Source organism: Williamsia muralis (assembly GCF_002735905.1).
Lineage (GTDB): Bacteria > Actinomycetota > Actinomycetes > Mycobacteriales > Mycobacteriaceae > Williamsia > Williamsia muralis_A.
In genome coordinates, this window is sequence record NZ_PEBD01000008.1 from 333,398 (window position 1) to 356,315 (window position 22,918).

Below are 22,918 nucleotides of genomic sequence, written 5' to 3' on the forward strand. Positions count from 1 at the left end.
CACAATGGGTTACTGCTCGACTCGGAATGGCACATGCGTGCCGAACCGGCGTTGGTGGTAGGTCAGGGGTTCGGACTGTTGGAGGTCTGCGCCGACGACATTGCCCGAAACGATGAGGTGGTCGCCCCCATCGGCGAGCCCGGCGACATCGCACGCTATCCACCCGGGGCTGGTGTCGATGCGCGGTACTCCGTGGGACGGTGTCCACCTGACGTCGTCAAACTTGTCTGGACCCTTCCTCGCGAATTGCATTGCCAGATCCGCGTTCTTGCTTCCGAGTACGTTGATGCCGAATCGCCCCGAAACTTCCAAGGCACGAAGGGTGTCGGATTCGCGGTTGAGGGCCACCATCACCATCGGCGGTTCCATCGACAGGGAACAGAAGGCGCTGACCGTAGAGCCGAATGGAGTGTGCCCCACGCAGGACGTAACTATCGCAACCGGGGTGCACACGTCTGCCATGACGTCACGCAAGGATGCGGCGAGGTCACCCTGTTGCCGGATGTCGATTGTCATTGCAACACCTTGTCCTCGTCGGAAACCTCGTTGTTCAGTTCGACCAGTCCCGGTATGCGAATGGAGAGCTTGTCGCCCGCGACGAGATACCGCGGTGGTTCGTGCCTGTGGCCGATACCCGAGGGAGTACCGGTCGCGATCACGTCACCTGGCACCAATTCGGTGAAAGCACTTACATATTCGATGATGGCACCCACGTCGAAGATGAGGTCGGACAGTCGGCCGTGCTGCATCTGCTCACCGTTGAGTTCGGTGATGACTTCCAGAGCGGCTGGGTCTGGCACTTCGTCGCGCGTGACTATCCAAGGTCCCCACGACCCTGTTGCATCGAAGTTCTTCCCCGCGGTCGCCTGCTTGGTGTGCAGTTGCCATTCTCGAACGCTGTTCTCGCCCATCGGCGCATATCCGGCGACATGGTCCATTGCTTTGTCAGCGCGGATGTGTCGCCCGCCGGTCCCGATGATCACCGCGATCTCGCCTTCCCAGTCGAGCGTGTTGGACATGCGCGGACGAATCAACGGCTGGTTGTGCCCTACGAAGGTCGACGGAAATCGGGTGAACAGTGTGGGATGTTCGGTGACTTCTGAGAGCACCTCGGCAGCGTGTGTGGCGTAGTTCAATCCGACACAGAGGATCCGGTCCGGCCGAGGAATCGGGGGAAGCCATTCCGCGCCAGCCAGGTTGACCGCGGGATACTTTCCGATGTCGAGGCCGGCGATCTCTGTCGAGTCGAGCAAGCTGAACAGGCCCGCCAGTCCGTCGAATCCTGCCAGCCGAGACACGTCGTGTACGGCGATCCCGTCAGTACTCGCGACCGTGAGGCGGCGCCCGTCACGGGCAATGGTGCCCAGTCTCATCTGACGTCCCTTTCAAGTGTCATCAAAGCGTCTGCGTCAGTCAGCAATTGGCCGATTTTGCTGATGCCCTCCGCTGTTGTCTCAACGAGAGGTGGCCGAACGTGTGCTGAACTGATCCGGCCCTCGCTTTCGAGAACCCACTTCGCTGTGGTCGGGTTGGTCTCCACGAAGAGCAAGTCCACCAGCGGATGGAGTGCGTAGTGGATACGTCGCGCTTCATCGTGGTCGCCGGCCATCCAACACTCGTACATCCGCGCGGACGCCCTCGGTGCAATGTTCGCGGTGGCGCTGATGTAGCCGATGCCCCCAAGTGCCAACAAAGGTAGACAGAGCAATTCGATTCCCGACCAGACGAGGAGGCCGTCGTCTGCTGCGTCGATCACCCGTGAGAAGTGTTCGAAGTCTCTGGTGGTTTCCTTGATGCCGACGATGTTGGCGACGTCCCTGTGCAGACGAGCAACTGTATGTGGCGTGAGCTCCACGGCAGTGCGAGACGGAACGTTGTACATGATGATCGGTAGGTCGGGGAACTCGCTTGCGATACGTGAATACCACTCGTAGAGCGCCTGTTGCGTCGGTCGTGCGTAATACGGTGTGATCACGAGTGCCGCGTCAGCGCCCGCGCGGTGTGCGGCGGCTGTCAATGCCAACGTCTCATCAAGCTTGGCCGATCCGGTGCCGGCGATGAACGGCACCCTATCGTCGATGGCGTCGGCGACCACTTCGATGGCGTGGATCCGTTCGTCCACCGTCTGCGAGCTCGGCTCGCTGGTGGAGCCACCGATGGACAGTCCGTGGCTGCCTGCGTTGATCTGCCAGTCCACCAGCCTCTGCAGGCTAGGGGTGTCGAGGGCTCCCTCGGCGGTGAACGGGGTGATCAGTGGCGCAATGGAACCGGTCAAGCGGGCAGGGTTAACGCGGTACCTCATGAGAGACCCTCCGTATGAGAGGCCTCGACCGTCCGCCAGACAAGACAAGCGATTGCCAAGTCGGTGAGCCCGGAGCCGACACCCTTGAATACGGTCAGCCGTGTATCTGGGGGACGTGTGACGCCACGATCGATGGCTTCGCCCAATGTCATAACGCCTGTGAGGTCAGCACCAAAGTACTCGCGCAGTTCGCGTGACGCCCGACGTGCGTTTTCCAGGTCGTCCACAACGGTGAGACCACTCAGTGGGAGCACAGTCGGGAGGAGTTCCGCCGCGGTGGGGAGGATCGCCCCGATCGCGTTGAGGTGAGCCCCGTCTTCAAGCCACGCACCGTCCACGAAGGGTTCGTTTGATCGGGTCACGGTGGTGATGATCGACGCGCCACGCACCGCTTGTTCGGCGTTGTCGGCTACCTCGACCGCCATGCCGAAGACGTCAGTGACCTGTCGTGCGAATGCCTCTCGGCTTCGAACCGAAGGACTCCACACGCGGACCAATTCGAGTCGTCGAACGCCGAGTACCGCGTGCACTTGTTGGAGTGCTTGGCGGCCGGTTCCGAGGACGGCCATGACAGCTGCATCGGGGGTAGCCAAGATGTCAGTCGCTGCTGCAGCAGTTCCTGCTGTGCGCAGCATGCCCAGCGCACCGGCGCTCATCACCGCGAGCGGACGACCCTCGGTGGAATCGAACAGAGACAAGAGTGCGGATGCACCTCGCGGGGTGTTGACCCAGTTCTTGAATGCGACTACGCGCTGCTGCATGTCGACAGCACCGAGTGAGTGGGCCGTGCTCGACCCGCCCCACTGAGACATCGTCTTGGCAATCCCATGGGCCGTTCCGCGGTGCGCCGACAGCAGAACCTCGCGAATTGACGCGATCGCCGCATGTTGGTCGACAGCTGCCGTGACCTCTTCGTCGGTGAGAATCGAGATGGAGCCCACTGTGCTGCGGTCCGCGGCGTCGGTGGGTGTTGGCATTGCGCACCTCTTGTACGTTGACCGCCCACTTAGGGCGGGATTGGCGATTTATGTGACTTGACTTACAGTGATCCAGACGGCGGTATAAATCAATTAGCAAGATCTGCATACAGCCATACCCAATTGCTTATGAGGTGAGGTACGTGGACAGCCAACTATCGATGAGGCGGCTAGAGATATTCCGTCTCGTTGTCGACGAACGAAGCGTCACCCGCGCCGCGGAGATACTGATGATCGCCCAGCCGGCGGTTTCCGCCCAGCTGCGCGCACTCGAATCCTGGGTCGGTGCCAAGCTGTTCGTCCGTCGCGGAAACAGGCTGGTGCTGACCGAAGCCGGCGAAAGAACCAACCAGTGGGCCAAAGAGGTCCTGGCCAGTGCGGCTCAGGTGCGCAGGGATGTGGGCGATCTCGCGTCCGGAGAAACCGGGCGTGTACTTGTTGCGTCCAGTATGGCCGTGGGCACCTACCTGCTACCTCCGATAGTCGCCAGGCTCGGCAAGCAACGACCTCATGCGGAGATCACCGTGTCGATCTCGCGGCCAGAAGAAGTGGTGCACGGAGTGGAGACGGGCGAGTTCGACTTCGCCGTCCTCAACTGGGATGAGCGTGAGCTGTCGGAGTCAACGCAGTCGGAAGTACTTGCTACGTATCCACTTTCAGTGTTCGCAACCGAACAACTCGTCCGGCCGGGCACGATCCTGACCGTCGACGAGGCGTTGAGTTTGCCGCTGGTAGGTGCACCGAAAGACGTCGTGTACCAGCGAAACCTGGTTGCCCAGTTGCGTGCCACCGGTCATGACGAGCCGCATTTTGTCATCCGACTCGGCCACGCCGAGGCGATGAAAAGTGCTGCGATCGAGAACGACTGGGCTTTGATCGCGCCGCCTTACACGATGGGTGCGGGCGATCACCTACTACGCGCACTGCAGGTTCCCGACTTCGATCTGGAAGAGCGGATCGTCTTGGTCCATCGCCGTGACAAACACTTCTCACCCTTGCAGCAAGCCACCCTGGACGCCGTTCGACTCACGTTCGGGAATGACCCTCTCGCGCCCGAACTCAATCGATGAGTCACCAGGAGTAGTTCCGCTGTTCCGGCGGTGACCAGATCCCCGCTTCCCGCAGGATGTCGAGTACCGGGCTGAAGGATTTGAGCTCGTCGGGGCTCCATAGTGGAAAGTTGATCAGGAGGTTGGTCGCTCCGGTGGTCGACTTGAGCGAGATGAGTTGCTGGGCAACAGTTTCTGGTGTTCCGATGAACTTGAGCATCGAACCCGCGCCACCGAACGCTTTGGTGGCCTCTTCGGGGCCCATCTTCTCGTACATTGCCCGCGAAGATTCGATGGAGCCGAGGACATCGGCCGCGATCTCGGCCGTCGCCTCCACGTTGAGACTCTTGAGCAGTCCCTCGAACACTTCTTCCGCTTCGCCTTTGCCGTCGCGGATCAGCGCCATCGAGAACGGGCACAATCCGACGGACCGTCGTGTTCCTGCACTCAAACCGGTCAACCGCTCCCCGATCTGCGCAACCAATTCGGGAGTGTTGCCCATGGCCACCAACTGATCGCAGTACTGCGACGCGAAGGCTGTGCCGGCAGGGGACGCACCCGCGCTGACCAGAAGTGGGCGTGGTTTTTGCGCCGGTCGCGGTAGTTTGATCCGTCCGGTGGCCTTGTAGTATTCACCCTGAAAATCGATCGGTTCGTGCTCGCTCCAGAGCGAGGTCACCACCTCGACGAACTCCCCGGCCATACGGTACCGCTCGTCGTGTTCGATGAAATCTTCACCGAACAAGGCTGCCTCAGCGGCGCTGAACCCGGTGACCACGTTCCAGCCCCATCGTCCGTCGCTGAACGCATCGAGGGTTGCGCCCATGCGGGCGACATGCGCCGGCTTGTGATGCGTGGTGTGGAACGTGGAGACCACGCCGATGTGTTCGGTCGCAGCGAACAGTGCCATGGCCAGCAGCGGTGCGTGATAGGCGGGCGCCTGGTGTCCACCCGCCTCGGCGGCCCGCTGGTGACCAGACCAGTTGTCCGCGATGAACAACGAATCGAAACCGACGCCCTCCGCGGCCTGAGCCAACGCCAGAAGGTTCTTCTTGTTCATGTCCGGTCGGGTGCGCGCGGCCTCGTCCGAGTACAGAAAGTTCGTCTTGCCAGACGGGAAGAAGTAGCCGAAGTGCAGTTCGGAGGTGTCGGTGGGCTGATGCTTCATAGCGACCTTCCAGGTCATTCGGAATCTATGCGGCACTGGGTAAGTGACACTGATCACGTTAGAGCGTCGCTGAAATAAGACAACATCAAGTTTGTCGATAGGCGCATCACATACAACTTATGGCGGCAGGTCATACCGCATAAGGAAAAGCTGATCGATCGATCGCAATAGTCATCTTGGCGTTATCCCGATGGGGGAACCTACCGTGACGCAGGACACCCCAGAACGCACACACCGCCTGCACACACACGTGAAAGATGACCATGACAGAAGTCGAGACAGTTCCCGAAAACAACCAGGGTCTGGCCACATTCGGTAGTCCGCACGCTGATGTCGTCATACCCGACCTCTCGTTGATCGAGTTCCTCCTCGGCGACCTGACAGATGAAGACCGCGGCCGGATAGCAATCGTCGATCGTTCCGGCCCATCGCTGACGTATGGCGAACTGGAATCCGCGATCGGGCAGACCGGTGCTCGGTTGTCGCGAGACGTTGACGCCGGTGATGTCGTCGCCTTGATGGGACACAACTCATCTGACTGGGTGACAGCATTTCTCGCCGCACTCAGTATCGGCGCAGCAGTCACCACGATCAACGTACTGGCGACCGTAGGCGAGGTCGTCAAGCAATTACGGGATTCGCGGGCAACGCTTTTCATCGTGGCGGACTCGTGTGAGCCCGTCGCACGCGCTGCAGCCACCGACTCGGGCATGCCGGAGTCAGACGTCCGGCTACTGCCAGATCTAGTGGCATCAGCGGAGTCCGCGACGCCTGCCGAAAAGCCCGCGCGTCCGATCGCGGATCCGACAACACAATTGGCTGTTCTCCCCTACTCATCCGGAACCACCGGCGAGGCGAAGGGCGTCATGCTCACCCACCGCAATCTGGTGGCGAATGTCTGCCAGCTCGATGCGCTTCTGGGGGTTGACGAGCAAGCCTCCGTGGTTGCGTTGCTGCCGTTTTCACATATCTACGGCATGACGGTAGTTCTTCACCTCGCGCTCAGGCGCCGCGCCAAGATTGTCATCGTCCCCAGGTTCGAGGTCGACGATCTGCTCTCCACGATGGAAAGAGAACGCGCAACGCACCTCTTCGTCGCTCCACCGGTGGTCGTGGCCTTGGTCAAGTCGGCCGCAGTAGAGCGCTACGACCTCTCGGCGTTGACACTTCTCCTCTCCGGAGCCGCTCCCTTGGATGCGGGGCTGGCACAGGCCGCTGCCGATCGACTCTCGTGCCAGGTGCGCCAGGCGTACGGGATGAGCGAGATGAGTCCGGTCAGCCATGTTGCACCGCTGTCCGGGCCGTCAGTGGCGCCGAACTCGGTCGGTTTCACCGTTCCCAACATGACGTGCAAGATCGTCGATCCGGTAGGCGGCCAGGTGATCTCCCTGCCCGACAACGGAACCAGCGCGCCTGGAGAACTGTGCTGCGCTGGACCGAATGTCATGGCTGGATACCTCGGCAATGCCGATGCGACCGCCGACGCCATCGATGCTGACGGTTTCCTGCACACCGGCGATCTCGCGACCGTCGACGCCGCGGGGGCCGTCACGGTGGTGGACCGGCTCAAAGAACTCATCAAGTACAAGGGCTACCAGGTCGCGCCGGCCGAGCTGGAAGGCCTTCTCCTAGATCACGCCGATGTCGCCGACGCAGCTGTGGTCGGTGTGCCCTTCGGCGAGGGTGGTGACGAGGCCCCTCGCGCCTACGTCGTTCGACGATCCGACTCCACCGTGGACGCACCCCACATCATCGATTACGTCGCGTCGCGAGTGTCTCCGTACAAGAAGGTGCGTGAGGTCGTATTCCTCGACGAGATACCAAAGTCCCCTTCCGGCAAGATCCTTCGTCGTCTGCTTCGAGATCGATGACCCCCGAGCATTGAACAACCACCGGAAACGAGGATCGATGACTGACGCACCGCCGCCGAAAGGGTGCCCGGTACCACGCCACGAGTGGACAACCGGCAACGGCACAACCGATTTTGATCACTTGCGCCGAGACTGGGATGAACACAGCCTATGGACTGCCTACGCTGAGCTGCTTGAACGAGAATCCGTGACCCATTCGGGTGCACATGGAGGTTTCTGGACCGTCAGTCGCCATGCAGACGTCAAAAATGCTCTGCGCGACCATGAAACATTTTCCTCGGCGCATGGGCACCGCATTCCGTACGTGGAGGCGATGGGCACCATTCCCATCGATTTCGACCCCCCTACTCACGGCCCGTACCGCGATCTCCTCGTGCAAGCAGTCTCCCCCCGCCGCGTGCGAGAACTGGAACCCTGTCTACAGCAGACGATCAGCGAGCTCGTCAACAAGTTCGTCGAGCGGGGCGGTGGCGACGCGGTGACCGAGTTGGCTCTGCCATTGCCGCTCACCGTCCTGACCGAGATCGTCGGGTTCTCGGCCTCGACCGTTGCAACGTTCAGAGAACTCACTGTGGCGTTGTGGGCCGACGGGACAGCCGAAGGGCAGCTTCGTGGACGCGAGGCGCTCACCGAGGTACTGACGAAAGAGATCCGTCGACATCAGCGGACCCAGCCCGACGATTACCTCAGCTGGCTGCTGCGAGCGCAAATTGACGACCGTGCGATTCGCGAGGATGAAGTCGTGTCAGTGCTGCTGTCTCTGGCCGTGGCCGGCCATGAAACAACCATGAACTCGGTGGGTTCACTGTTGTACCTCCTGGCGACACACCAAGGCGACCAGAGCCGGCTTCGCGCGGATACGTCTCTCGCACCCGGGTACGTCGAGGAGATGTTGCGCTTGCGCACTCCTGCGCAAGCGTTCGCTCGCCGCACAACCCGCAACGTCGAGATCGCGGGCACAACGATTCAAGGCGGACAGTGGGTCCTCCTGCTCAATGCGGCCGCCAATCGAGACCCGCGGCATTTCGAGAATCCAGACGCGTTCGATGTAACCCGATCGGCGCGTGGCCATCTGGCCTTCGGATGGGGCATTCACCAATGCGTCGGTGCGTCACTCGCCCGTCTCGAGCTCCGCATTGTGCTCGAGCAACTCTGCACTCACGCTGCATTCGTGCTCGACGGCGAACCCACATTCAGTTCCCTCGAAGCCGGCACCCACTACGGCCCCACCCACCTCCCGATCCGCTTCACGAAAGAGACACCATGACTGTCCGAGTAGACATCGACACAGCAGCCTGCAATGGGTACGGAAACTGCCTCGTCGCGGCGCCTGAGGTATTCGAACTCGACAACAACAACATCGCTGCCGTTCTACCCGGGCGACCGACCGACGCAGACCTGAACGAGGTGCGCGAAGCGGTCGCCGACTGCCCGGCCAGAGCGCTACGTATCCATGAACACTGAACAAGACCGCTCTGGCCCACCGGGCACCGGATATGACGCCGACGTTCTCATAGTCGGCGCGTCGGTGGCCGGGGTCAGGGTGGCACAGGCGCTCAGAGCGCGTGAGTTCAGTGGTCGAATACTGTTGGTGGACCGCGAAGATCGCGATCCGTACGACAAGCCGCCCCTGTCGAAGGAAGCGCTCAGAACCGGTGACGACCCTACGCCACTACTGGGTCCGAACTTCGACGTCGATCTCATGCTCGGCGTCGAAGTGGCAAGCATCGATTTGCGAACCGGCACCGCTCGACTGTCAGACGGCCGGAGGCTCACTGCCACCCATATCGTCATAGCCACCGGATCTGATCCTCGGAAGCTCGAAGCGCTTGATGCAGCGCATCCGCACTATCTCCGCACGTTCGACGAAGCGAACCGGCTCAAGCAGGCGTTGAGCAGTGCCCACACCGTGGCTGTCATCGGTGGAGGCTTCATCGGACTGGAAGTAGCCTCCACAGCGCGTGCGCTCGGATTGAGCGTCGCGGTGATCGAGGGCTCTACCCACCTTGCCTCCCGGGCGCTCCCAGCCGAGCCTGCGCAACTGGTCGCTGATCTCCACCGCAGGCACGGCGTCGACGTGTGCGTTCAAACGACAGTTGCAGAAGTACTTCCGGTCGACGGATCGGTCCGAGTTCGCCTGTCAGATGATCGGGAGCTCACCACCGACCTGGTTGTGGCAGGAGTGGGTGCCCGTCCGCGATACCCGGAACTGATCGGCACCGAGTTCCCCTCGACTCGTGGTGTGGTTTGTGACCATGCCATGCGGATTGTCGGTCACAAGAAGATGTACGCCGTCGGCGATGTCGCAGGTTGGCTCAACCCGCGCTATGGCCGGTATATGCGTCTCGAGAACTGGACCAGCGCCCGCGAGCAAGCGGTGGTGGTCGCGAACAACATCGTTGCCGGAGACGCGATCTCGGTCGCCTCTGTTGTACCTTACGTCTGGTCTGACCAATTCGGCTCCCGTGTACAGCTTGTCGGCGACGACGACGTGAGCGGCGCAGCCGTCGAGCGAACGGCAATTCGTGGTGGTGGGCACCTGTTCACCTACACTCGCCGCGACCAAGTGGTCGCAGCAATCGGGCTGAATGCGCAGGCCGAGATAGCGCGTATTCGGCAGCAGCTGGTGAATCAGTCTGTTCAGCAACAGTATCGATGACTTCGAGCGGCTTGTTCTCAAGCCCGAGCTTCACATTCTGCGACTTCATGATCGGCGTTCTTCAGTCGCCATGATTGACGTGCCCTTGGTTTCAGGGGTGAAGTACATGACGACGGCACCGACGACTGCAGCAATCGACAAGTAGGCCGGGAATACCTCGGGATGGTTGTGCTCGGCGAGCCATTGTTGCAGATAGGGTGTCGTACCGGCGAAGACAACAGCGGACAACGCGTAGGGGATCGCAATACCTGTCGCGCGCACTTCGGTGGGAAACAGCTCGGAGAGGAGCGCGGGCAAGATCGACCCCGCCAGCGTGAAGAGCAAGAGCATGACCGTCATAGCCGTCGCGAACCCGACAGCACCCTGCTGGGCCAGGAGGTCCATCGGGTACGCCAGCACGCCGACGCCTATACCGAAGACGAAGAAATTACCCCGCCTGCCGATTCGGTCGGACAGCGCGCCGGCGAAGGGGAACGCAATCATGCTCACTGTCAGCGCCGCGACGCCGGCCCACAGCGCCTCCGTCGCGTCGATGCCCAGGGCCTTTATTGCCCACGTTGTACCTGCAACCCCCCACGCGTAATAGAGCGCTGACAACGAGGCCATGATCAGGAATACGCGGAGTCCGGATGAGCGGTGCCTCCAAAGACTCCCCAATACGCTCGGCTTCCCGGCGGGCGAATCTTCGACCATCTCAGCGAACGCGTGTGACTCCGGCATACGACGACGCAGTATGAGTGTGACGACTCCCAAGGTGAACCCGATGATAAATGGGACCCGCCAACCCCACGAGGTCATCGCGTCGGAGGGAAGAGTGGAATTGAGCAGCGCGGCAATCAAAGTGGCAGCGATGATTGCTCCGGTGAGTGACACGTAGATGGCCGACGACCATAGGCCGCGCCGCCGGGCGGGTGCGACTTCAGCGACGTACGTGTAGGCCGAGGCAACTTCGCCGGTATGCGCGAGTCCCTGAAGGAGTCGTGCGACGAGCAGCACCGCCCCGGCACCGATTCCCGCGACGTCGTATGTCGGCACCGAAGCGATCAAGAGCATGCCGACTGTTGCGAACCCGATTGCCGCCAGCAGGGACGACCGCCGGCCGTACTTGTCGGCCCACCAGCCGAACAAGACGCCTCCGAAAGGGCGCACCAGAAACCCCGCGCCGAACACCACGAAGGTAGAGAGCAATGCAGACGTCGGGTCGGCCGGGTTGAACACCTGAGTGGCGAAGAACGGTGCGAATACCGCATAGACCGCCCAGTCGTAGCCCTCAAGCGCGTTCCCCAGAGACACGCCGACCAACGACCTCTTCCTTTCCGGGGCCGCGTCGTCGGAGCGGGCCGCTGTCTGGACGGTGGGCTTATGCGGATGCACCGGAACGGTTGGCTGCATGTTTGTACCTCGATGTCGACTGCTGGACGTTTGGAACCAACGGCGCCGAGCCTGTTCGCTCGCACATGTGGTGCAGGTCACGCTATCGGCACCATGGGCAACCGGCCCAATACGAATATCCGCATGCAGCAATCAAATTAAGCGTATGGCAACTTAGGTGCGAGATAACGCCCGGCTTATGTGTCGATGCATCAATACGTCTTAGCGATATGTCTGGGATGCGCCTAACGTCCAGGGAGACAACAAAAGTGACGTTCACCACCACGGAGGCCGGCCAATGACGGTTACAGCATCTAACAACCGCGACACTACCTTGGACTCGGGCGTTCATCTGGCCGATGCCAGCTCGCCGGGCGAGGCCGTTCCCACTCCCTGGGCCCCGATCAAGGTGTCGCGCAAAGACATAGAGTCGATAGTCTCTCGCCTGGAGGCAGGCCAACGGTCGTCCGACGGTCGACGGGCCACCCTGCTGATCCACCCAGAGTCGACCTGCCGCGGGTTTGCACCGGGCATCGACGTCACTGTGGAAGTTCTGCTCCCTGGCGAGTCCACGCAGCGTCTACGGCGCAATTGCACCCAGGTTCATATCTGTATCCGCGGCGGTGGGCGGGTCACCGCTGACCAGGCCGATTTCGACATGGCCGTGAATGATGTCTGCACCATTCCGTCGATGAAGCCGTACCAGTTCTTCAACTCTGGTGAAGACACATGGGTTCGACTGGCGTACTCGAATTCTCCACTACTCGCTCAGCTCGGCACGCTCTACGCCGAACCGGTGGCCGACGAGTGGCGTCCAACCAAACCTGTTGATGGGCCCATAGATATGGAGGAACCTGCCACGACCAACAGCGTTGTTGCCCCGGATCACGTCGTGTCTCCTGAGGGAGCCCGGCTGCGAGGGTACGAGTTCCTCGTTGACATCGAGCCTGTTCCTGATCGCCCGCTGCACTGGCCTCACCAGGCAATGTCCGAACTCATGTCGAAGCGACCCGGGGACGGTGAGCGAACGATCATGGCTCTGTACAACCCGTCCACGCAGCGGAAACAAGGAGCGACGAGCAGCTTCTTTGTCACGCTGTCCCAGATCCCCCCAGGGCATACGCCTCGTGCCGAGGGCCGGGGCCACAGACACAGTTCGGTGGCCATCAACTACCACTTCAGCGGCACGGGATATTCCATCGTCGACGGCCAGCGAATCGACTGGGAGCCGGGCGACCTCCTGCTCTCGGCACCGTCTTGGCGCGAACACGCGCACTACCCGAGTGAGACCGGAGTGAGCGCATACACCGTGCAGGATCACCCTCTGCACATCGGCATGGAATCGCTTGTCTGGCAGGAGGATATGGATGGGCCGATCCTTGCGCTCGGCACGGAAGCCGGCCAGACCGGTTATGTCGCCCCACGAAACTGGGACGATGAAGACAAGTAGTCACGCCGTCAGGTTGCCGACCATTCGAGAGGCCTCTTGCCTGTGAGGACAGAAACTCCGGTCGATCCCCATATTCCGATCATCGATGCACATCACCGCCTCTATGACCACCCCAGTGCACTCGTCGAACGGGTCATGCGTCGACCACGCTTCTTCATCGAGGACTACGTCGACCGTGTATCCGAGGGCCACAATGTAGTGGCATCCGTTGTGGTGGCGTCGCAATCGATGTACCGCGCGGACGGCCCCGACCACCTTCGAGTTGTCGGCGATCGCGTTGTGCGACAACGTCACCGTCAAGATGGGCGGACTCGCTCCCTCATGTCTGGGTCCGCCACCTTCTCTGCAGATCCGCCCGCGAGTTCCGCAACCCTTGCCGAGGAGTGCAGGCCATACTGGAGCGAACGGTCGAACTTTTCGGGGCGGACCGCACCATGTGCGAGGAACTCTCCCACTGACGCATCCTGTCCCTCGCACATGTGTGCAACGCGTATCAACGTTTGACAGCTCAGGTTCCGAGTCCGACCGGCCAGCGATCTTCGCAGGAACCGTGGCACGCGTGTACGGGTTGAGCGAGCCGATTCCGGCTGTTGCGCTTCGCTGAGATCGTTGACTTCGACTACGAACGCATATCGCTGCTTGGCTGATCATCTGACTGCTCGCGAGACATCGGCCTGACGTTTTGGATGGCGGTGACCACAGCCGCCGCAATGAGCCAGACAAAAACTCGGTTGCCAGTGTCGCGGGCGGAAAGGTCGCCGCTGCCGAGTAGCCCGGCAAGCCCTGCGACGATGAGGAAGAACCATGGCGCAAAGGTCGAGCGATACGTGGGCATCTCGCGATCTTGTCACTTAAGCGCACGCATTACATGTGCGACGATCACCGAATGGGGAGCCAGGGGAATGCGGATCTACGTTCGCGGCAGACCTATCCCTCCTCAAGCCTCACCGAGAAGCGACAACTGTCCGCGAATTGGCTTCGCACGGTGTGGTTATCCGCGCTGTTGTCGGCAACCTTGGCCGGTGGTTACGTTGGCGCAGTCATTTCGACGACGATCGTGGGCGCCATTGTCGGGGCGATCATGGCGGTGCCGGCTGGGGCGATCGGGGCCCTGATCATCGTTGGCACTGGCGCACTTTTTCTCAGAGCCGCCAGCGGCAGTGAGCGGAGGGCGTCAGGGGACAAACGGTTCCGAGTGGTGTTCAGTGCCTACGTCGGTACGGTCATCGGGCTGCTGCTCTTCATCGTCTCCTTTGTTCTGGCTGCTGGAGACGTGGCACAAGTGCCGTACGTCGGAATTGCCTGCGTCGCCGCCCTGGTCGCAGCGATGGGATTCTTATTTCCACCGACTGATCGAACAGCCGGTCTCTGACGACATCCGCACGCCACGCTCCACTTTTGAAGGGTCAGCCTTCTAGGACATCTCGTATCTGTAGGGAGCCGAAGTCGACGGTGTGGCCGCCGCCCTTGTTGCGGGCGACGTACATTGCGGTGTCTGCGGAGCTGACAATCTCCTCTGGGCTGCGTTCGTCGTCTGGCGATATGTGGGTGATTCCCACACTGGCCCGCAATCGGACAGCAGTCTCCTCCACGATCACCGGTTCAGTCAACGCCAGGTGGATGGAATCAGAGATGTCGTCTACGAAGTCCTGATCGACCTCTTGGAGAACTGCGATGAACTCCGCCCCAACGACCCTGCCCAGCAGATGGGGGCGGGGAAGGCAGTCGCGTAGGCGTTGAGCGGTCTCGGCGAGGGCCTCGTCGCCGCGTAGGTGGCCCAACGAGGCGTTCAGTTCTCTCAGCTTGTCGAAATTGATGACCATCACAACGTTGCTGCGGGCGACATCCTCGGGCGGACGCTGGAGCAGCGAGGCGAGGTGCTCAAGGACGGCGGGCAACCTGGGAAGTCCGGTCAGCTGGTCGTTCACGTCGCCGGCGAACAAACGTTTCCGTGAGAGATGAAGTTCCGTGATGTCGCGGAACGACAACAACACCGAGCATTCGGGATCGTCCGGCCGTAGGTTAGCTCGGGACATTTCGAGCCACACCTTCTGGCCGTTGAGGTTCTCGAAAAAGACTGTCGCAGTATCGATTCTGTCGACATGACCAGCTTGACTATTTGAAACAGTCTGCGCCTCAACGAGTTCGCCCTGGGAGTCGTGGAACGATATCCCGAACCCGCCCGGAAAGGACATATCGTCGACCTGGCGTTCATCGAGTTCGAACAAGCTGCTTGCCACGTCATTGGCGAGTTGCAGGAGCCCATCCTGTGACAGAACAATCGCACCGATCGGCAGCGCATCGATGACGGCCTGAACGCCCTGCCGGTCCGCGTTGGTAGGCACGCTGCGCAGGCCGCCGCCTGGGCGGTTGTTTCGGGTCATCATCGGCTCTTCTCGTTGACTCACCAAGTGAGCATGACGGTGGGTGTCGTGACCCCAACGTAGATGGGCGCACGCCGATCCTTGCGCACCGGCCGACTAATACTCCTCGAGCTGCGCACGTTTTTCGCGTTCCATCTCGCGAACGGCCTTACGACGAGTGCTCAAGATACCGACGGTGGCGATCAGCCAGACAGCGTATTGCACCGTCCATGCCACCCGGAACGAGTCGAACGAGTAGCCGCCCATCGCCCCGATGATGATGCCCATCACCTGCATCACGATCAGCGACACCAAGAAGCCACCCATGTTGACCATGCCCTGTGCGGTTCCGAGGCTCCTACTGGGATTGAAGGTACGCGCGAAGTCGAAACCGACCACCGATCCCGGCCCGCCCACCGAGATCACCACCACGAGGATCACCAGTAGCCACGTGGGTGCCGGTGCCGGCAATGCCAGCACCACAGTCCAGATGGCCGCGTTGCTACCCATGATTCCCAGGACAAGCCACGAGCGTCGGGCCGGGAATCGACCGGTGAGCAACCCGATGATGATGCCGGCCCCGATGATCGACACCACCGAAGCGCTGAGCAGTGCGCCCGCTGCACCCGCCGAGAGGTTCTGTCCCGTTGTCAGATACGGGATACCCCACATCAACGCGAAGACGGTGATGGAGAACTGAGTGCCCATATGGCTGAAGAACCCCAGCCTGGTTCCCGGGCGCGACCACACCGTCTTGATGCTGCGCAGCGTCTCCCTCACCGATACCGACTCGGTGGTGGCGTCGGTGCCGGTCGGCGCGTCGCGCACAAAAGCCAGGGCCAACACGGCGGTGAGAAGGCCGAGTGCGACAGCCGAGGAGTATGCGGCCGTCCAGCCCGGCCCGTTCAGTAGGGCAAGGAACGGGACCGCCGACAGCACCTGGCCGAGTTGGCCGAGGATGCCGGTCAACTGGGTCACCAGCGGTACCCGCTTGGGCGTGAACCACCGTGGCACCAGCCGCAGAACCGAGATGAAGGTGAAGGCGTCGCCCGCCCCGACCAATGCGCGGGCGATGATCGCTGCAGGAAGGGCTTCGGTGAGGGCCAGGGTCATCTGGCCGACGGCCATGATCAGCGCACCCGTCACGATCAACGCCCGGCTGCCGTATCGATCGAGTAGCAGACCGGCCGGGATCTGCATGCTCGCGTAGACGATCACCTGCAACACCACAAAGGTGGAGAGCACACTAGGGCTCGCCGAGAACCGGTCGGCGGCGTCGAGGCCGGAGACGCCCAGAGTTGTCCGGTCCAGAACGGCGACGACGTACGCCAGCAGTCCCACCGACCAGACCACCCAGGCGCGCACCCGTTCCTCCTTCGCTGTACTCGCTCATCTGCGACCCGCCGGGGGCTCGCCGTCACTGCGACGCCCTCAGTCCACACCGGTCGCGTGCACACGAGCACTCTAGGGTGAGCAATCGCTAGCCTAGGTAACAACCGAAGACCGCCGGTTCGCCACTGGCGTCGGAGGAACACCCGGGACACACTTGGTGTTGTCATACCCGAGTGACACCTCCGTCCCGCAGCCAGCGGAGACGAATCCCCCAAGGAGGACAACGTGTCGCATGAATATCGCAAAGACCCCGACGCCGTCGCCCGGTTGAACCCGGCGCAGTTCGCCGTCACCCAGAAGTCGGCCACCGAGCCTGCCTTCCGGAACGAGTTCTGGGACAACCACGAGGCCGGCCTGTACGTCGACATCGTGTCCGGTGAGCCCCTGTTCACGTCGACGAAGAAGTTCGACAGCGGCTGCGGATGGCCCAGCTTCACCACGCCGATCGAACCGGCGAACGTGGTCGAGAAGACGGACAGCACCCACGGCATGGTCCGCACCGAAGTCCGGTCCACCCACGGCGACAGCCACCTGGGGCACGTCTTCAACGACGGGCCGATCGACGAGGGTGGTCTGCGTTACTGCATCAACTCGGCCGCACTCCGCTTCATCCCGGTCGCCGAGATGGAAAGCGCCGGCTACGGCGAGTACCTGCATCTGTTCAACAGCAAGGAGGCCACACGATGACCGAAAAGGCGATACTGGCGGGCGGATGTTTCTGGGGCGTCCAGGAACTGGTTCGTAGGCAGCCGGGCGTCATCTCGACTCGGGTCGGCTACACCGGCGGCGACGTACCCAACGCGACGTACCGCAACCACGGCACCCACGCAGAGGCCATCGAGATCGAGTTCGACCCCGAACAGACGAGCTACCGGGATCTTCTCGAGTTCTTCTTCCAGATCCACGACCCGTCGACCAAGAACCGGCAGGGCAACGACATCGGGATGAGCTACCGCTCGGCGATCTTCTACACCGACGACGAGCAGAAGCGCGTCGCTCTCGACACCATCGCCGATGTCGACGCGTCGGGCCTGTGGCCAGGCAAGGTCGTCACCGAAGTGGTTCCTGCGGGACCGTTCTGGGAGGCCGAGCCCGAGCATCAGGACTACCTGCAGCGCATTCCGAACGGGTACACGTGCCACTTCGTGCGTCCGGGTTGGAAGTTGCCGCGGCGGGAGAACGCCAGCGCGTGATCACCGCGCCGGTGATCGCGGTCTGATCTTCGGCACATGACACATCAGGGCGACGCGCACGATGCGCGTCGCCCTGATTCGTGTTAAGACCCTTGCTTAGCCGGCGAGGTCCTGACGACCCGTTGGCCTGTCAGAACGACGGCGGAGCAGCAGCACGATGCCCGCGATCAGCGAGATGCCACCGATCGTTCCCACGATCGCCGGGATGATGACACCACCCCACCGGAGCTGATCGACATAGCCAGAGGCTTTGTCCGACTGCCGGTCTTCGGTAGCCGAATCCCAGGCCATCGTCGCCTTGAACACGTCCATCCGGAAGTCGCGGACGGGCTGGGCAAGACCCGGATCTTCCCAACCCGGCGACTTGAAGTACTGGTGCTGCTCTTCGAGTCCGCGCAAGACGGTTCCCGTCTTCGGTTCCACCCACACATGCCGCGTGGCGGTCGCAAAACGGTCCATCACGATTTTCTCGTCGGCAGGCACACCTTCGATTCCCCACCAGCTCGCAGGCATCTCGAGTGATGTCCCAGGGGCGGGTTCGCCGCTGGGGGTCTCGAGCTGCACCTGATCGATCTCCGGCACCTCGCTCACGAACTCGTACGCGGTGAGCCCGTTGATCTTCGTCTCACCCACGAATTTGGCCGGGACGTCCTGGCGGGTGTTGACGTCGTAGTACGGGTACTCCGACTTCTCGACATCGAAGCCGAACTTGTATTGGAAGCCCTCTCGCGGCGCCTCCACGAAGTTGCTCTCATCGTCGATGGTTCGAACACCGGCCGGCGCCTGCACAGTGTGCAGGCGGTGGATCTCGCCGTTCGGCTTACTCGTCTCGCGGTCGATGGAGACGACGTCGATGTTGCCGGTGAGTACACCGTCGGAACACGTGCGCGCGCTGTCGACAGCGGCAACATTCGGCTCGACGATCTCGTCGCCGTCGCGGATGCGGTCGATCCGCACGGTCTGGCCGGACTGCACCGTCACCTGATCGCTGTCGGACGGTTCGATGACCACGGTGCGGCGCTGCTGGGTGAGGTGCGCGTCGAACACCTCGGCACGTGGACCGGACACCGAACAGCGGTCGAAGACCTTTGCCGGCAGCTCGTCGTCATCGGTGATTCCGGCCGGCTGTGACACCGCCACGGTGGTGATGTCGAGATCGAGGGGCACCACCTTGAGCTGGGGGACCAACCAGACCGGGACGGCAATGGCAGCGGTCACGGCCGCGACGCCGAAAAAGATCAGCGCGGGCGCCAGAAACCTGTTGATTGTGAGCTCCCTTCGGATGCCGATGTGGCTCGACAAGTATGGCAAGCGGACATGACGGGCCGACGCCGCACCTCATCGACGGCCATCACAGCGGGTAGGTACCGAAGACTCCGGTGGGGTCGATCTGGTCTCGCAGCGCACGTAGTCGCGCGAGGTTCCCACCGAACGCGGCAGCGATCTCCGCTCCCGTCTCGGCGAAACCGGGACGGACTTCCACGCTGTAGACACCGGTGGTGTGCCCGGACAACGCGGCCAGCGTTTCGCCAGCCCAGGACAGACATGCTCGTTCGTCAGACGGATCCGACCAGATCGCGTTGAGCGGGATGTTCCATTCGGCTGATCGCCCCCAGAAAGCCGTGTCGGTATCACTGACATCGCCGAGGGCGCCACCGGTCTGCTGGAAATCGATTCGGCAGGCAGGTGTAGGTGCGGCAGCGATCTGAGATGCGAGCGCGTCCGCCACCGAGGCATCGAGCGTGGGGCCGGTGAACACGGCCTTGCCGAAGAACGAGCCCCTGGTGTCGGCGGGTTCGGGCAGCAACAGCGGCGACGGTTCGTCACCCCCCGCGCCAGGTGGGGTGTATTCGGGCAGTCCCGAGAGGTAGCGGCCCGACATCTCCGAACGGTAGTGCACCTTTTTCGACACATCCATGACAGCTCTTGCCGCCCTGCGTGACTCATCGATGTCGGCGGCGTCTTCACTCGCACATGTGGTGAACAGCAGCATCACCGGTTTACCCGGCGTCAGGTCGGTGTAGCCGAGCACCGCGCCCATCATCGTGTGCCGCGGTACCTCTGGTGCAACGCGGAAGTATGTGGCGAGCGCGTCGAGATCCACCACACTCCGGTGCACCCACATCGGGCTCGTGCGATGCGTGTTCAGGGTGGCCGAGGTGACCACGCCGAACGGTGGCGCGCACCCCCGAACCGCCCACCACAGGTCTGCGTCGCGGCCGGTACTGCTGTCGGACAACTGCACGACCTCGCCGGAGGGCAGGACCAACTCCACTGCCGCGAGGTGGTCGAGCGTCAACCCGAGGCTGCGGGTGTAGTAGCCGACCCCACCGCGGGTGACCAACCCGAACCCGGCGTGCTGTGAGATTCCGACCGGGACGATGCGACCGGGGGCGAGGGCATCGAGCATGGTGCCCACGCTTGCTCCCCCACCGACGGTGACCTTCTCGCCGTCTGCTCGCGCACCGTTCACATGAGCCGACAGATCGATCATGATCGACTGATCGGCTACGCAGTTCGAACTCAGTCCGCCGCCTCGCACGGTAACCGTGTTCCCCGACCGTTCGGCGATGGTGACGACCTCGCCCACCTCGCTCACGGAGGTCGGCTGCACCACGCACAGCGGGTGACGCCGGGCTGCATCGGGAAAGAAGATCCGTCCCAGCGCGTCGCGGTAACCGGCCGTTCCGGGTTCGTGCACCCGGCCTGGCAACGCCGCGCTCAGCTCGCGGATCGCATCGGTGTCCTGAGCCGCCACGGTGGCCCCCATTCCTGCTTTTTCGTACACGCGGTGCCGCACAGACCATCCGACGCGACCGAGTCTCTCAGACCACACGGGTACTCACAGCGGAACGCGCGACCGCGCGAGATCATGGCCTTGCAGCACCGGGCCGAATCTCATTCGGCGCCTTGTCAACCCGCTACAAAGATCGTGAGTGAAACTATCCATCTGCTGAGGGGTGTGCCCTTGGCGATCACTTTCTCCTGCAACCACCAGCGAACCACCGTCTTCACCTCACCGCGGGCCGCAGGGTGTGGTAAGCCTCTCGTATATCGCGCGGATGCGGACGTGATGGTCGGGTGGAAGCCAAGGGGTATCGAATGGGTCACCTACGTCTGGGTGCCGCTCTGGCCGCAGCTGTTCCGGTAGTCATGTCGGCGTTTCTTGTACCTGTCCCGGCGTACGCCGCGCCCGCCGAGGAATCTTCGCTTCCTGGCGTCAACCAGTTCACCTCCTGCACACCGGCACCCGAACATCAACGACCCGTGGTGCTGGTCCACGGCAACGGGTCAGGGATGGCCGCCACCTGGCGGACGTTGTCGAAGCGGCTCTCCGACTCCGGCTTCTGCGTGTTCGCACTCGACTACGGACGTCATCAGCCCGGCAGCGGTGAAAACCTCCTCGACCTCGCCGGTGGAAGCGATATCGGGGAGTCTGCAGACGTGCTCGCCGCGTTCGTCAGCAAGGTGCGATCGGCGACGGCGGCCGACAAGGTCGATGTGGTCGCTCATTCGATGGGCGCACTCACTGCACGCCACTACCTCAAGTTCGTGGAGCGCAACACCATCCACACTGTGGTGAGCGTCGGCGGCACCAACCACGGATCGACCTTCGAATCGAACACGGACCTGCCCCTTGGATCCAACTCGGAGATACGCAGGCAGGCCGTCGCTGCCGGACTACCCGCAGACGAGGTGCTCGCCGCGGCCGTCGGTCCCGCGTACGCCCAGCAGATGGCCGGGTCGTCTTTCCTCACGCAGCTGAACGCCGGCGGCGACACCGTGCCCGGGGTTGATTACGTGGCCGTGGCAACACGTGGAGACGAGGTCGTCACCCCGCCGGAGTCGGCGTTCCTGACTGCCGGCCCCGGCGCCACGGTGCGCAATGTGTGGGTTCAGGACGGTTGCCCCGGATTGGCCGTCGACCACATGGGCCTGACCACCCACCCGCGCTCCTTGTGGCTGATCCACACCGCTCTAGACCCGGACCATGCCGACACGATGCCCGCACCCTGCCCCTGAATCTATTGCTTGTCGACCCACCACATGTTCATGCTCGCGACGTCACTAGGGACACAATGAGAAACCCCGTCACACAGTTCCGCAGGAACTCCCGTCTACTCGTCGCCATGGCAGTCGCGGGACTCGCGGTGGCGATGGCGCCGGCCGCCCCGTCCTCTGCCGACCCCATCCTCGACCGCGCGATCGCGGCGCCCGACGGCTCTTATCTCGTGAGTCTTGTGCGGGGGGAAGGACGCGAGGCGACCGCCGAGGTGTACTCCGCCGCGATGGACAAGAACATCGGGCTCAAGCTGCTGATCGCGCCCGGGGACGAGCCGCGACCAACTGTGTACGTGCTCGACGGGGTCGGTGGGGCCGGTGAGGAGAACGGCCTGCTCAGCTGGGGCGATGCAGCGTCGTTCTACAAGACGAAAGACGTCAACGTGGTCGCCACCCTTGGTGGAGACTCCAGCTACTACACCGATTGGCAGCGCGACGATCCCGAACTCGGGCGCAACAAGTGGACCACCTTCCTCACCGAGGAACTCCCACCCATCGTCGACTCGGCCCTGAACACCACAGGCAAGAACGCGATCGTGGGTGTCTCGATGTCCGCCACCTCCGTCCTCGCGCTGTCCATCCAGAAACCCGACCTCTACGAAGGCGTGGCCTCGTTCAGCGGTTGCGCCCAGACCAGCGATCCACTCGGACGTGCGTACGTCTACATCACGGTGTCGAACTTCGGTGGCAACCCCGTCAACATGTGGGGTGAGCCGGACGACCCCGCCTGGCAGGCGAACGATCCGTTTGTCAACGCCGCGGGGCTGCGCGGGACCGCGCTCTACATCTCCACCGGCTCAGGACTGCCAGGTGAGCACGACAACCTCGAGGCCCCCAACGTCGACGGCCAAACCAGCCAGCTGGTGGCGCAATTGACTGCCGGCGGGGTGATCGAGGCCGCGACGAATCAGTGCACTCACAACTTGCGGGGCCGGCTCGACGCGCTCGGGATCCCGGCGACCTACAACTTCAAGGACAAGGGAACGCACTCCTGGGACTACTGGCGCGACGACGTGCACGACTCGTGGCCGGTGCTCTACGAGTCGATTCGCTGACGCGCC

The 22,918-nt window shown here is 62.5% G+C and carries 23 protein-coding genes; 11 read left to right on the forward strand and 12 right to left on the reverse strand.

Annotation, left to right across the window (positions count from 1 at the left end):
* Nucleotides 1–9: 9 nt before the first annotated feature.
* The 4 genes from CSW57_RS10570 to CSW57_RS10585 are packed head-to-tail and all read right to left on the reverse strand — an operon-like array spanning nt 10 to nt 3,279.
* Nucleotides 10–516 carry a flavin reductase family protein gene (locus tag CSW57_RS10570; protein WP_099382744.1) on the reverse strand — a complete coding sequence of 169 codons (507 nt, stop codon included), beginning with the start codon at nt 514–516 and terminating at the stop codon, nt 10–12.
* A complete protein-coding gene (locus CSW57_RS10575) occupies nt 513–1,373 on the reverse strand; it encodes a fumarylacetoacetate hydrolase family protein (RefSeq protein WP_099382745.1) in 861 nt (286 codons plus the stop codon). The genes CSW57_RS10570 and CSW57_RS10575 overlap by 4 nt, the downstream gene beginning before the upstream one ends.
* Nucleotides 1,370–2,302 (reverse strand): 4-hydroxy-tetrahydrodipicolinate synthase, encoded by a 933-nt coding sequence (gene dapA, locus CSW57_RS10580; protein ID WP_099382746.1) that lies wholly within the window; start codon nt 2,300–2,302, stop codon nt 1,370–1,372. The genes CSW57_RS10575 and dapA overlap by 4 nt, the downstream gene beginning before the upstream one ends.
* Complete coding sequence (locus CSW57_RS10585) at nt 2,299–3,279, reverse strand: ornithine cyclodeaminase family protein (protein WP_099382747.1); 981 nt, start codon at nt 3,277–3,279, stop codon at nt 2,299–2,301. The genes dapA and CSW57_RS10585 overlap by 4 nt, the downstream gene beginning before the upstream one ends.
* A 143-nt stretch (nt 3,280–3,422) precedes the next feature.
* Between CSW57_RS10585 and CSW57_RS10590 the strand changes: the two genes are divergently transcribed.
* Nucleotides 3,423–4,349, forward strand: a complete 927-nt coding sequence (locus tag CSW57_RS10590) for a LysR family transcriptional regulator (RefSeq protein ID WP_099382748.1) — start codon at nt 3,423–3,425, stop codon at nt 4,347–4,349.
* A gap of 1 nt (nt 4,350) precedes the next feature.
* Here CSW57_RS10590 and CSW57_RS10595 read toward each other — a convergent pair whose 3' ends face one another.
* Nucleotides 4,351–5,496 (reverse strand): LLM class flavin-dependent oxidoreductase, encoded by a 1,146-nt coding sequence (locus CSW57_RS10595; protein WP_099382749.1) that lies wholly within the window; start codon nt 5,494–5,496, stop codon nt 4,351–4,353.
* A gap of 257 nt (nt 5,497–5,753) precedes the next feature.
* Here CSW57_RS10595 and CSW57_RS10600 point away from each other — a divergent pair, with 257 nt between their 5' ends.
* From CSW57_RS10600 to CSW57_RS10615, 4 genes are all read left to right on the forward strand, one after another.
* On the forward strand, nt 5,754–7,367 hold the full coding sequence (locus CSW57_RS10600) for an AMP-binding protein (protein WP_223249178.1): 1,614 nt from the start codon (nt 5,754–5,756) through the stop codon (nt 7,365–7,367).
* Nucleotides 7,368–7,554: 187 nt separating this feature from the next.
* Nucleotides 7,555–8,634 (forward strand): cytochrome P450, encoded by a 1,080-nt coding sequence (locus CSW57_RS10605; RefSeq protein ID WP_189339205.1) that lies wholly within the window; start codon nt 7,555–7,557, stop codon nt 8,632–8,634.
* A complete protein-coding gene (locus CSW57_RS10610; protein WP_099382751.1) occupies nt 8,631–8,831 on the forward strand; it encodes a ferredoxin in 201 nt (66 codons plus the stop codon). Before CSW57_RS10605 ends, CSW57_RS10610 begins: the two co-directional genes overlap by 4 nt.
* Nucleotides 8,821–10,026, forward strand: a complete 1,206-nt coding sequence (locus CSW57_RS10615; RefSeq protein ID WP_099382752.1) for an NAD(P)/FAD-dependent oxidoreductase — start codon at nt 8,821–8,823, stop codon at nt 10,024–10,026. Before CSW57_RS10610 ends, CSW57_RS10615 begins: the two co-directional genes overlap by 11 nt.
* A gap of 45 nt (nt 10,027–10,071) precedes the next feature.
* Here CSW57_RS10615 and CSW57_RS10620 read toward each other — a convergent pair whose 3' ends face one another.
* On the reverse strand, nt 10,072–11,418 hold the full coding sequence (locus tag CSW57_RS10620) for an MFS transporter (protein WP_099382753.1): 1,347 nt from the start codon (nt 11,416–11,418) through the stop codon (nt 10,072–10,074).
* Between the two features lie 277 nt (nt 11,419–11,695).
* On the opposite strand from CSW57_RS10620, the gene CSW57_RS10625 reads away from it, so the two are divergent.
* Nucleotides 11,696–12,847, forward strand: coding sequence for a hypothetical protein (locus CSW57_RS10625; protein ID WP_223249179.1), 1,152 nt, complete (start codon nt 11,696–11,698; stop codon nt 12,845–12,847).
* Here CSW57_RS10625 and CSW57_RS24440 read toward each other — a convergent pair whose 3' ends face one another.
* Together CSW57_RS24440 and CSW57_RS10635 are read right to left on the reverse strand one after the other, a co-directional pair.
* Complete coding sequence (locus CSW57_RS24440; RefSeq protein ID WP_189339206.1) at nt 12,848–13,147, reverse strand: hypothetical protein; 300 nt, start codon at nt 13,145–13,147, stop codon at nt 12,848–12,850.
* A 319-nt stretch (nt 13,148–13,466) separates the two neighbouring features.
* A complete protein-coding gene (locus CSW57_RS10635; RefSeq protein WP_099382754.1) occupies nt 13,467–13,682 on the reverse strand; it encodes a hypothetical protein in 216 nt (71 codons plus the stop codon).
* A gap of 51 nt (nt 13,683–13,733) precedes the next feature.
* Between CSW57_RS10635 and CSW57_RS10640 the strand changes: the two genes are divergently transcribed.
* Complete coding sequence (locus CSW57_RS10640; protein WP_099382755.1) at nt 13,734–14,219, forward strand: hypothetical protein; 486 nt, start codon at nt 13,734–13,736, stop codon at nt 14,217–14,219.
* Nucleotides 14,220–14,253: 34 nt separating this feature from the next.
* On the opposite strand, the gene CSW57_RS10645 is transcribed toward CSW57_RS10640, so the two are convergent.
* On the reverse strand, nt 14,254–15,075 hold the full coding sequence (locus CSW57_RS10645) for a GGDEF domain-containing protein (RefSeq protein ID WP_189339207.1): 822 nt from the start codon (nt 15,073–15,075) through the stop codon (nt 14,254–14,256).
* A gap of 252 nt (nt 15,076–15,327) precedes the next feature.
* Nucleotides 15,328–16,575 (reverse strand): MFS transporter, encoded by a 1,248-nt coding sequence (locus tag CSW57_RS10650; protein ID WP_099382757.1) that lies wholly within the window; start codon nt 16,573–16,575, stop codon nt 15,328–15,330.
* Nucleotides 16,576–16,827: 252 nt separating this feature from the next.
* On the opposite strand from CSW57_RS10650, the gene msrB reads away from it, so the two are divergent.
* The gene (gene msrB, locus CSW57_RS10655) at nt 16,828–17,289 is read left to right on the forward strand and encodes a peptide-methionine (R)-S-oxide reductase MsrB (RefSeq protein WP_023958441.1); all 462 of its coding nucleotides are present in this window, start codon (nt 16,828–16,830) and stop codon (nt 17,287–17,289) included.
* On the forward strand, nt 17,286–17,795 hold the full coding sequence (gene msrA, locus CSW57_RS10660; protein ID WP_030166721.1) for a peptide-methionine (S)-S-oxide reductase MsrA: 510 nt from the start codon (nt 17,286–17,288) through the stop codon (nt 17,793–17,795). Before msrB ends, msrA begins: the two co-directional genes overlap by 4 nt.
* A 96-nt stretch (nt 17,796–17,891) precedes the next feature.
* On the opposite strand, the gene CSW57_RS10665 is transcribed toward msrA, so the two are convergent.
* Both CSW57_RS10665 and CSW57_RS10670 read right to left on the reverse strand, forming a co-directional pair.
* A complete protein-coding gene (locus CSW57_RS10665; protein ID WP_099382758.1) occupies nt 17,892–19,106 on the reverse strand; it encodes a DUF3068 domain-containing protein in 1,215 nt (404 codons plus the stop codon).
* A gap of 40 nt (nt 19,107–19,146) precedes the next feature.
* The gene (locus tag CSW57_RS10670; protein ID WP_223249181.1) at nt 19,147–20,565 is read right to left on the reverse strand and encodes an FAD-binding oxidoreductase; all 1,419 of its coding nucleotides are present in this window, start codon (nt 20,563–20,565) and stop codon (nt 19,147–19,149) included.
* 332 nt (nt 20,566–20,897) lie between these two features.
* Here CSW57_RS10670 and CSW57_RS10675 point away from each other — a divergent pair, with 332 nt between their 5' ends.
* Complete coding sequence (locus CSW57_RS10675; RefSeq protein WP_223249182.1) at nt 20,898–21,818, forward strand: esterase/lipase family protein; 921 nt, start codon at nt 20,898–20,900, stop codon at nt 21,816–21,818.
* Nucleotides 21,819–21,925: 107 nt separating this feature from the next.
* Entirely contained in the window at nt 21,926–22,912 is a 987-nt protein-coding gene (locus tag CSW57_RS10680) for an alpha/beta hydrolase (protein ID WP_223249183.1), read from the forward strand.
* The last annotated feature ends 6 nt before the right edge of the window (nt 22,913–22,918 follow it).

What these genes read in the sequence shown, in the direction of transcription:
- CSW57_RS10570 (WP_099382744.1), bottom strand. Translation starts at nt 516, where the DNA reads ATGACAATCGACATCCGGCAACAGGGTGACCTCGCCGCATCCTTGCGT.
- CSW57_RS10610 (WP_099382751.1), top strand. Translation starts at nt 8,631, where the DNA reads ATGACTGTCCGAGTAGACATCGACACAGCAGCCTGCAATGGGTACGGA.
- CSW57_RS10680 (WP_223249183.1), top strand. Translation starts at nt 21,926, where the DNA reads ATGGCAGTCGCGGGACTCGCGGTGGCGATGGCGCCGGCCGCCCCGTCC.
- CSW57_RS10675 (WP_223249182.1), top strand. Translation starts at nt 20,898, where the DNA reads ATGGGTCACCTACGTCTGGGTGCCGCTCTGGCCGCAGCTGTTCCGGTA.
- CSW57_RS10620 (WP_099382753.1), bottom strand. Translation starts at nt 11,418, where the DNA reads ATGCAGCCAACCGTTCCGGTGCATCCGCATAAGCCCACCGTCCAGACA.
- CSW57_RS10640 (WP_099382755.1), top strand. Translation starts at nt 13,734, where the DNA reads ATGGGGAGCCAGGGGAATGCGGATCTACGTTCGCGGCAGACCTATCCC.
- CSW57_RS10635 (WP_099382754.1), bottom strand. Translation starts at nt 13,682, where the DNA reads ATGCCCACGTATCGCTCGACCTTTGCGCCATGGTTCTTCCTCATCGTC.
- CSW57_RS10575 (WP_099382745.1), bottom strand. Translation starts at nt 1,373, where the DNA reads ATGAGACTGGGCACCATTGCCCGTGACGGGCGCCGCCTCACGGTCGCG.
- CSW57_RS10670 (WP_223249181.1), bottom strand. Translation starts at nt 20,565, where the DNA reads ATGGGGGCCACCGTGGCGGCTCAGGACACCGATGCGATCCGCGAGCTG.
- CSW57_RS10595 (WP_099382749.1), bottom strand. Translation starts at nt 5,496, where the DNA reads ATGAAGCATCAGCCCACCGACACCTCCGAACTGCACTTCGGCTACTTC.
- CSW57_RS10585 (WP_099382747.1), bottom strand. Translation starts at nt 3,279, where the DNA reads ATGCCAACACCCACCGACGCCGCGGACCGCAGCACAGTGGGCTCCATC.
- dapA (WP_099382746.1), bottom strand. Translation starts at nt 2,302, where the DNA reads ATGAGGTACCGCGTTAACCCTGCCCGCTTGACCGGTTCCATTGCGCCA.
- CSW57_RS10600 (WP_223249178.1), top strand. Translation starts at nt 5,754, where the DNA reads ATGACCATGACAGAAGTCGAGACAGTTCCCGAAAACAACCAGGGTCTG.
- CSW57_RS10615 (WP_099382752.1), top strand. Translation starts at nt 8,821, where the DNA reads ATGAACACTGAACAAGACCGCTCTGGCCCACCGGGCACCGGATATGAC.
- CSW57_RS10625 (WP_223249179.1), top strand. Translation starts at nt 11,696, where the DNA reads ATGACGGTTACAGCATCTAACAACCGCGACACTACCTTGGACTCGGGC.
- msrA (WP_030166721.1), top strand. Translation starts at nt 17,286, where the DNA reads ATGACCGAAAAGGCGATACTGGCGGGCGGATGTTTCTGGGGCGTCCAG.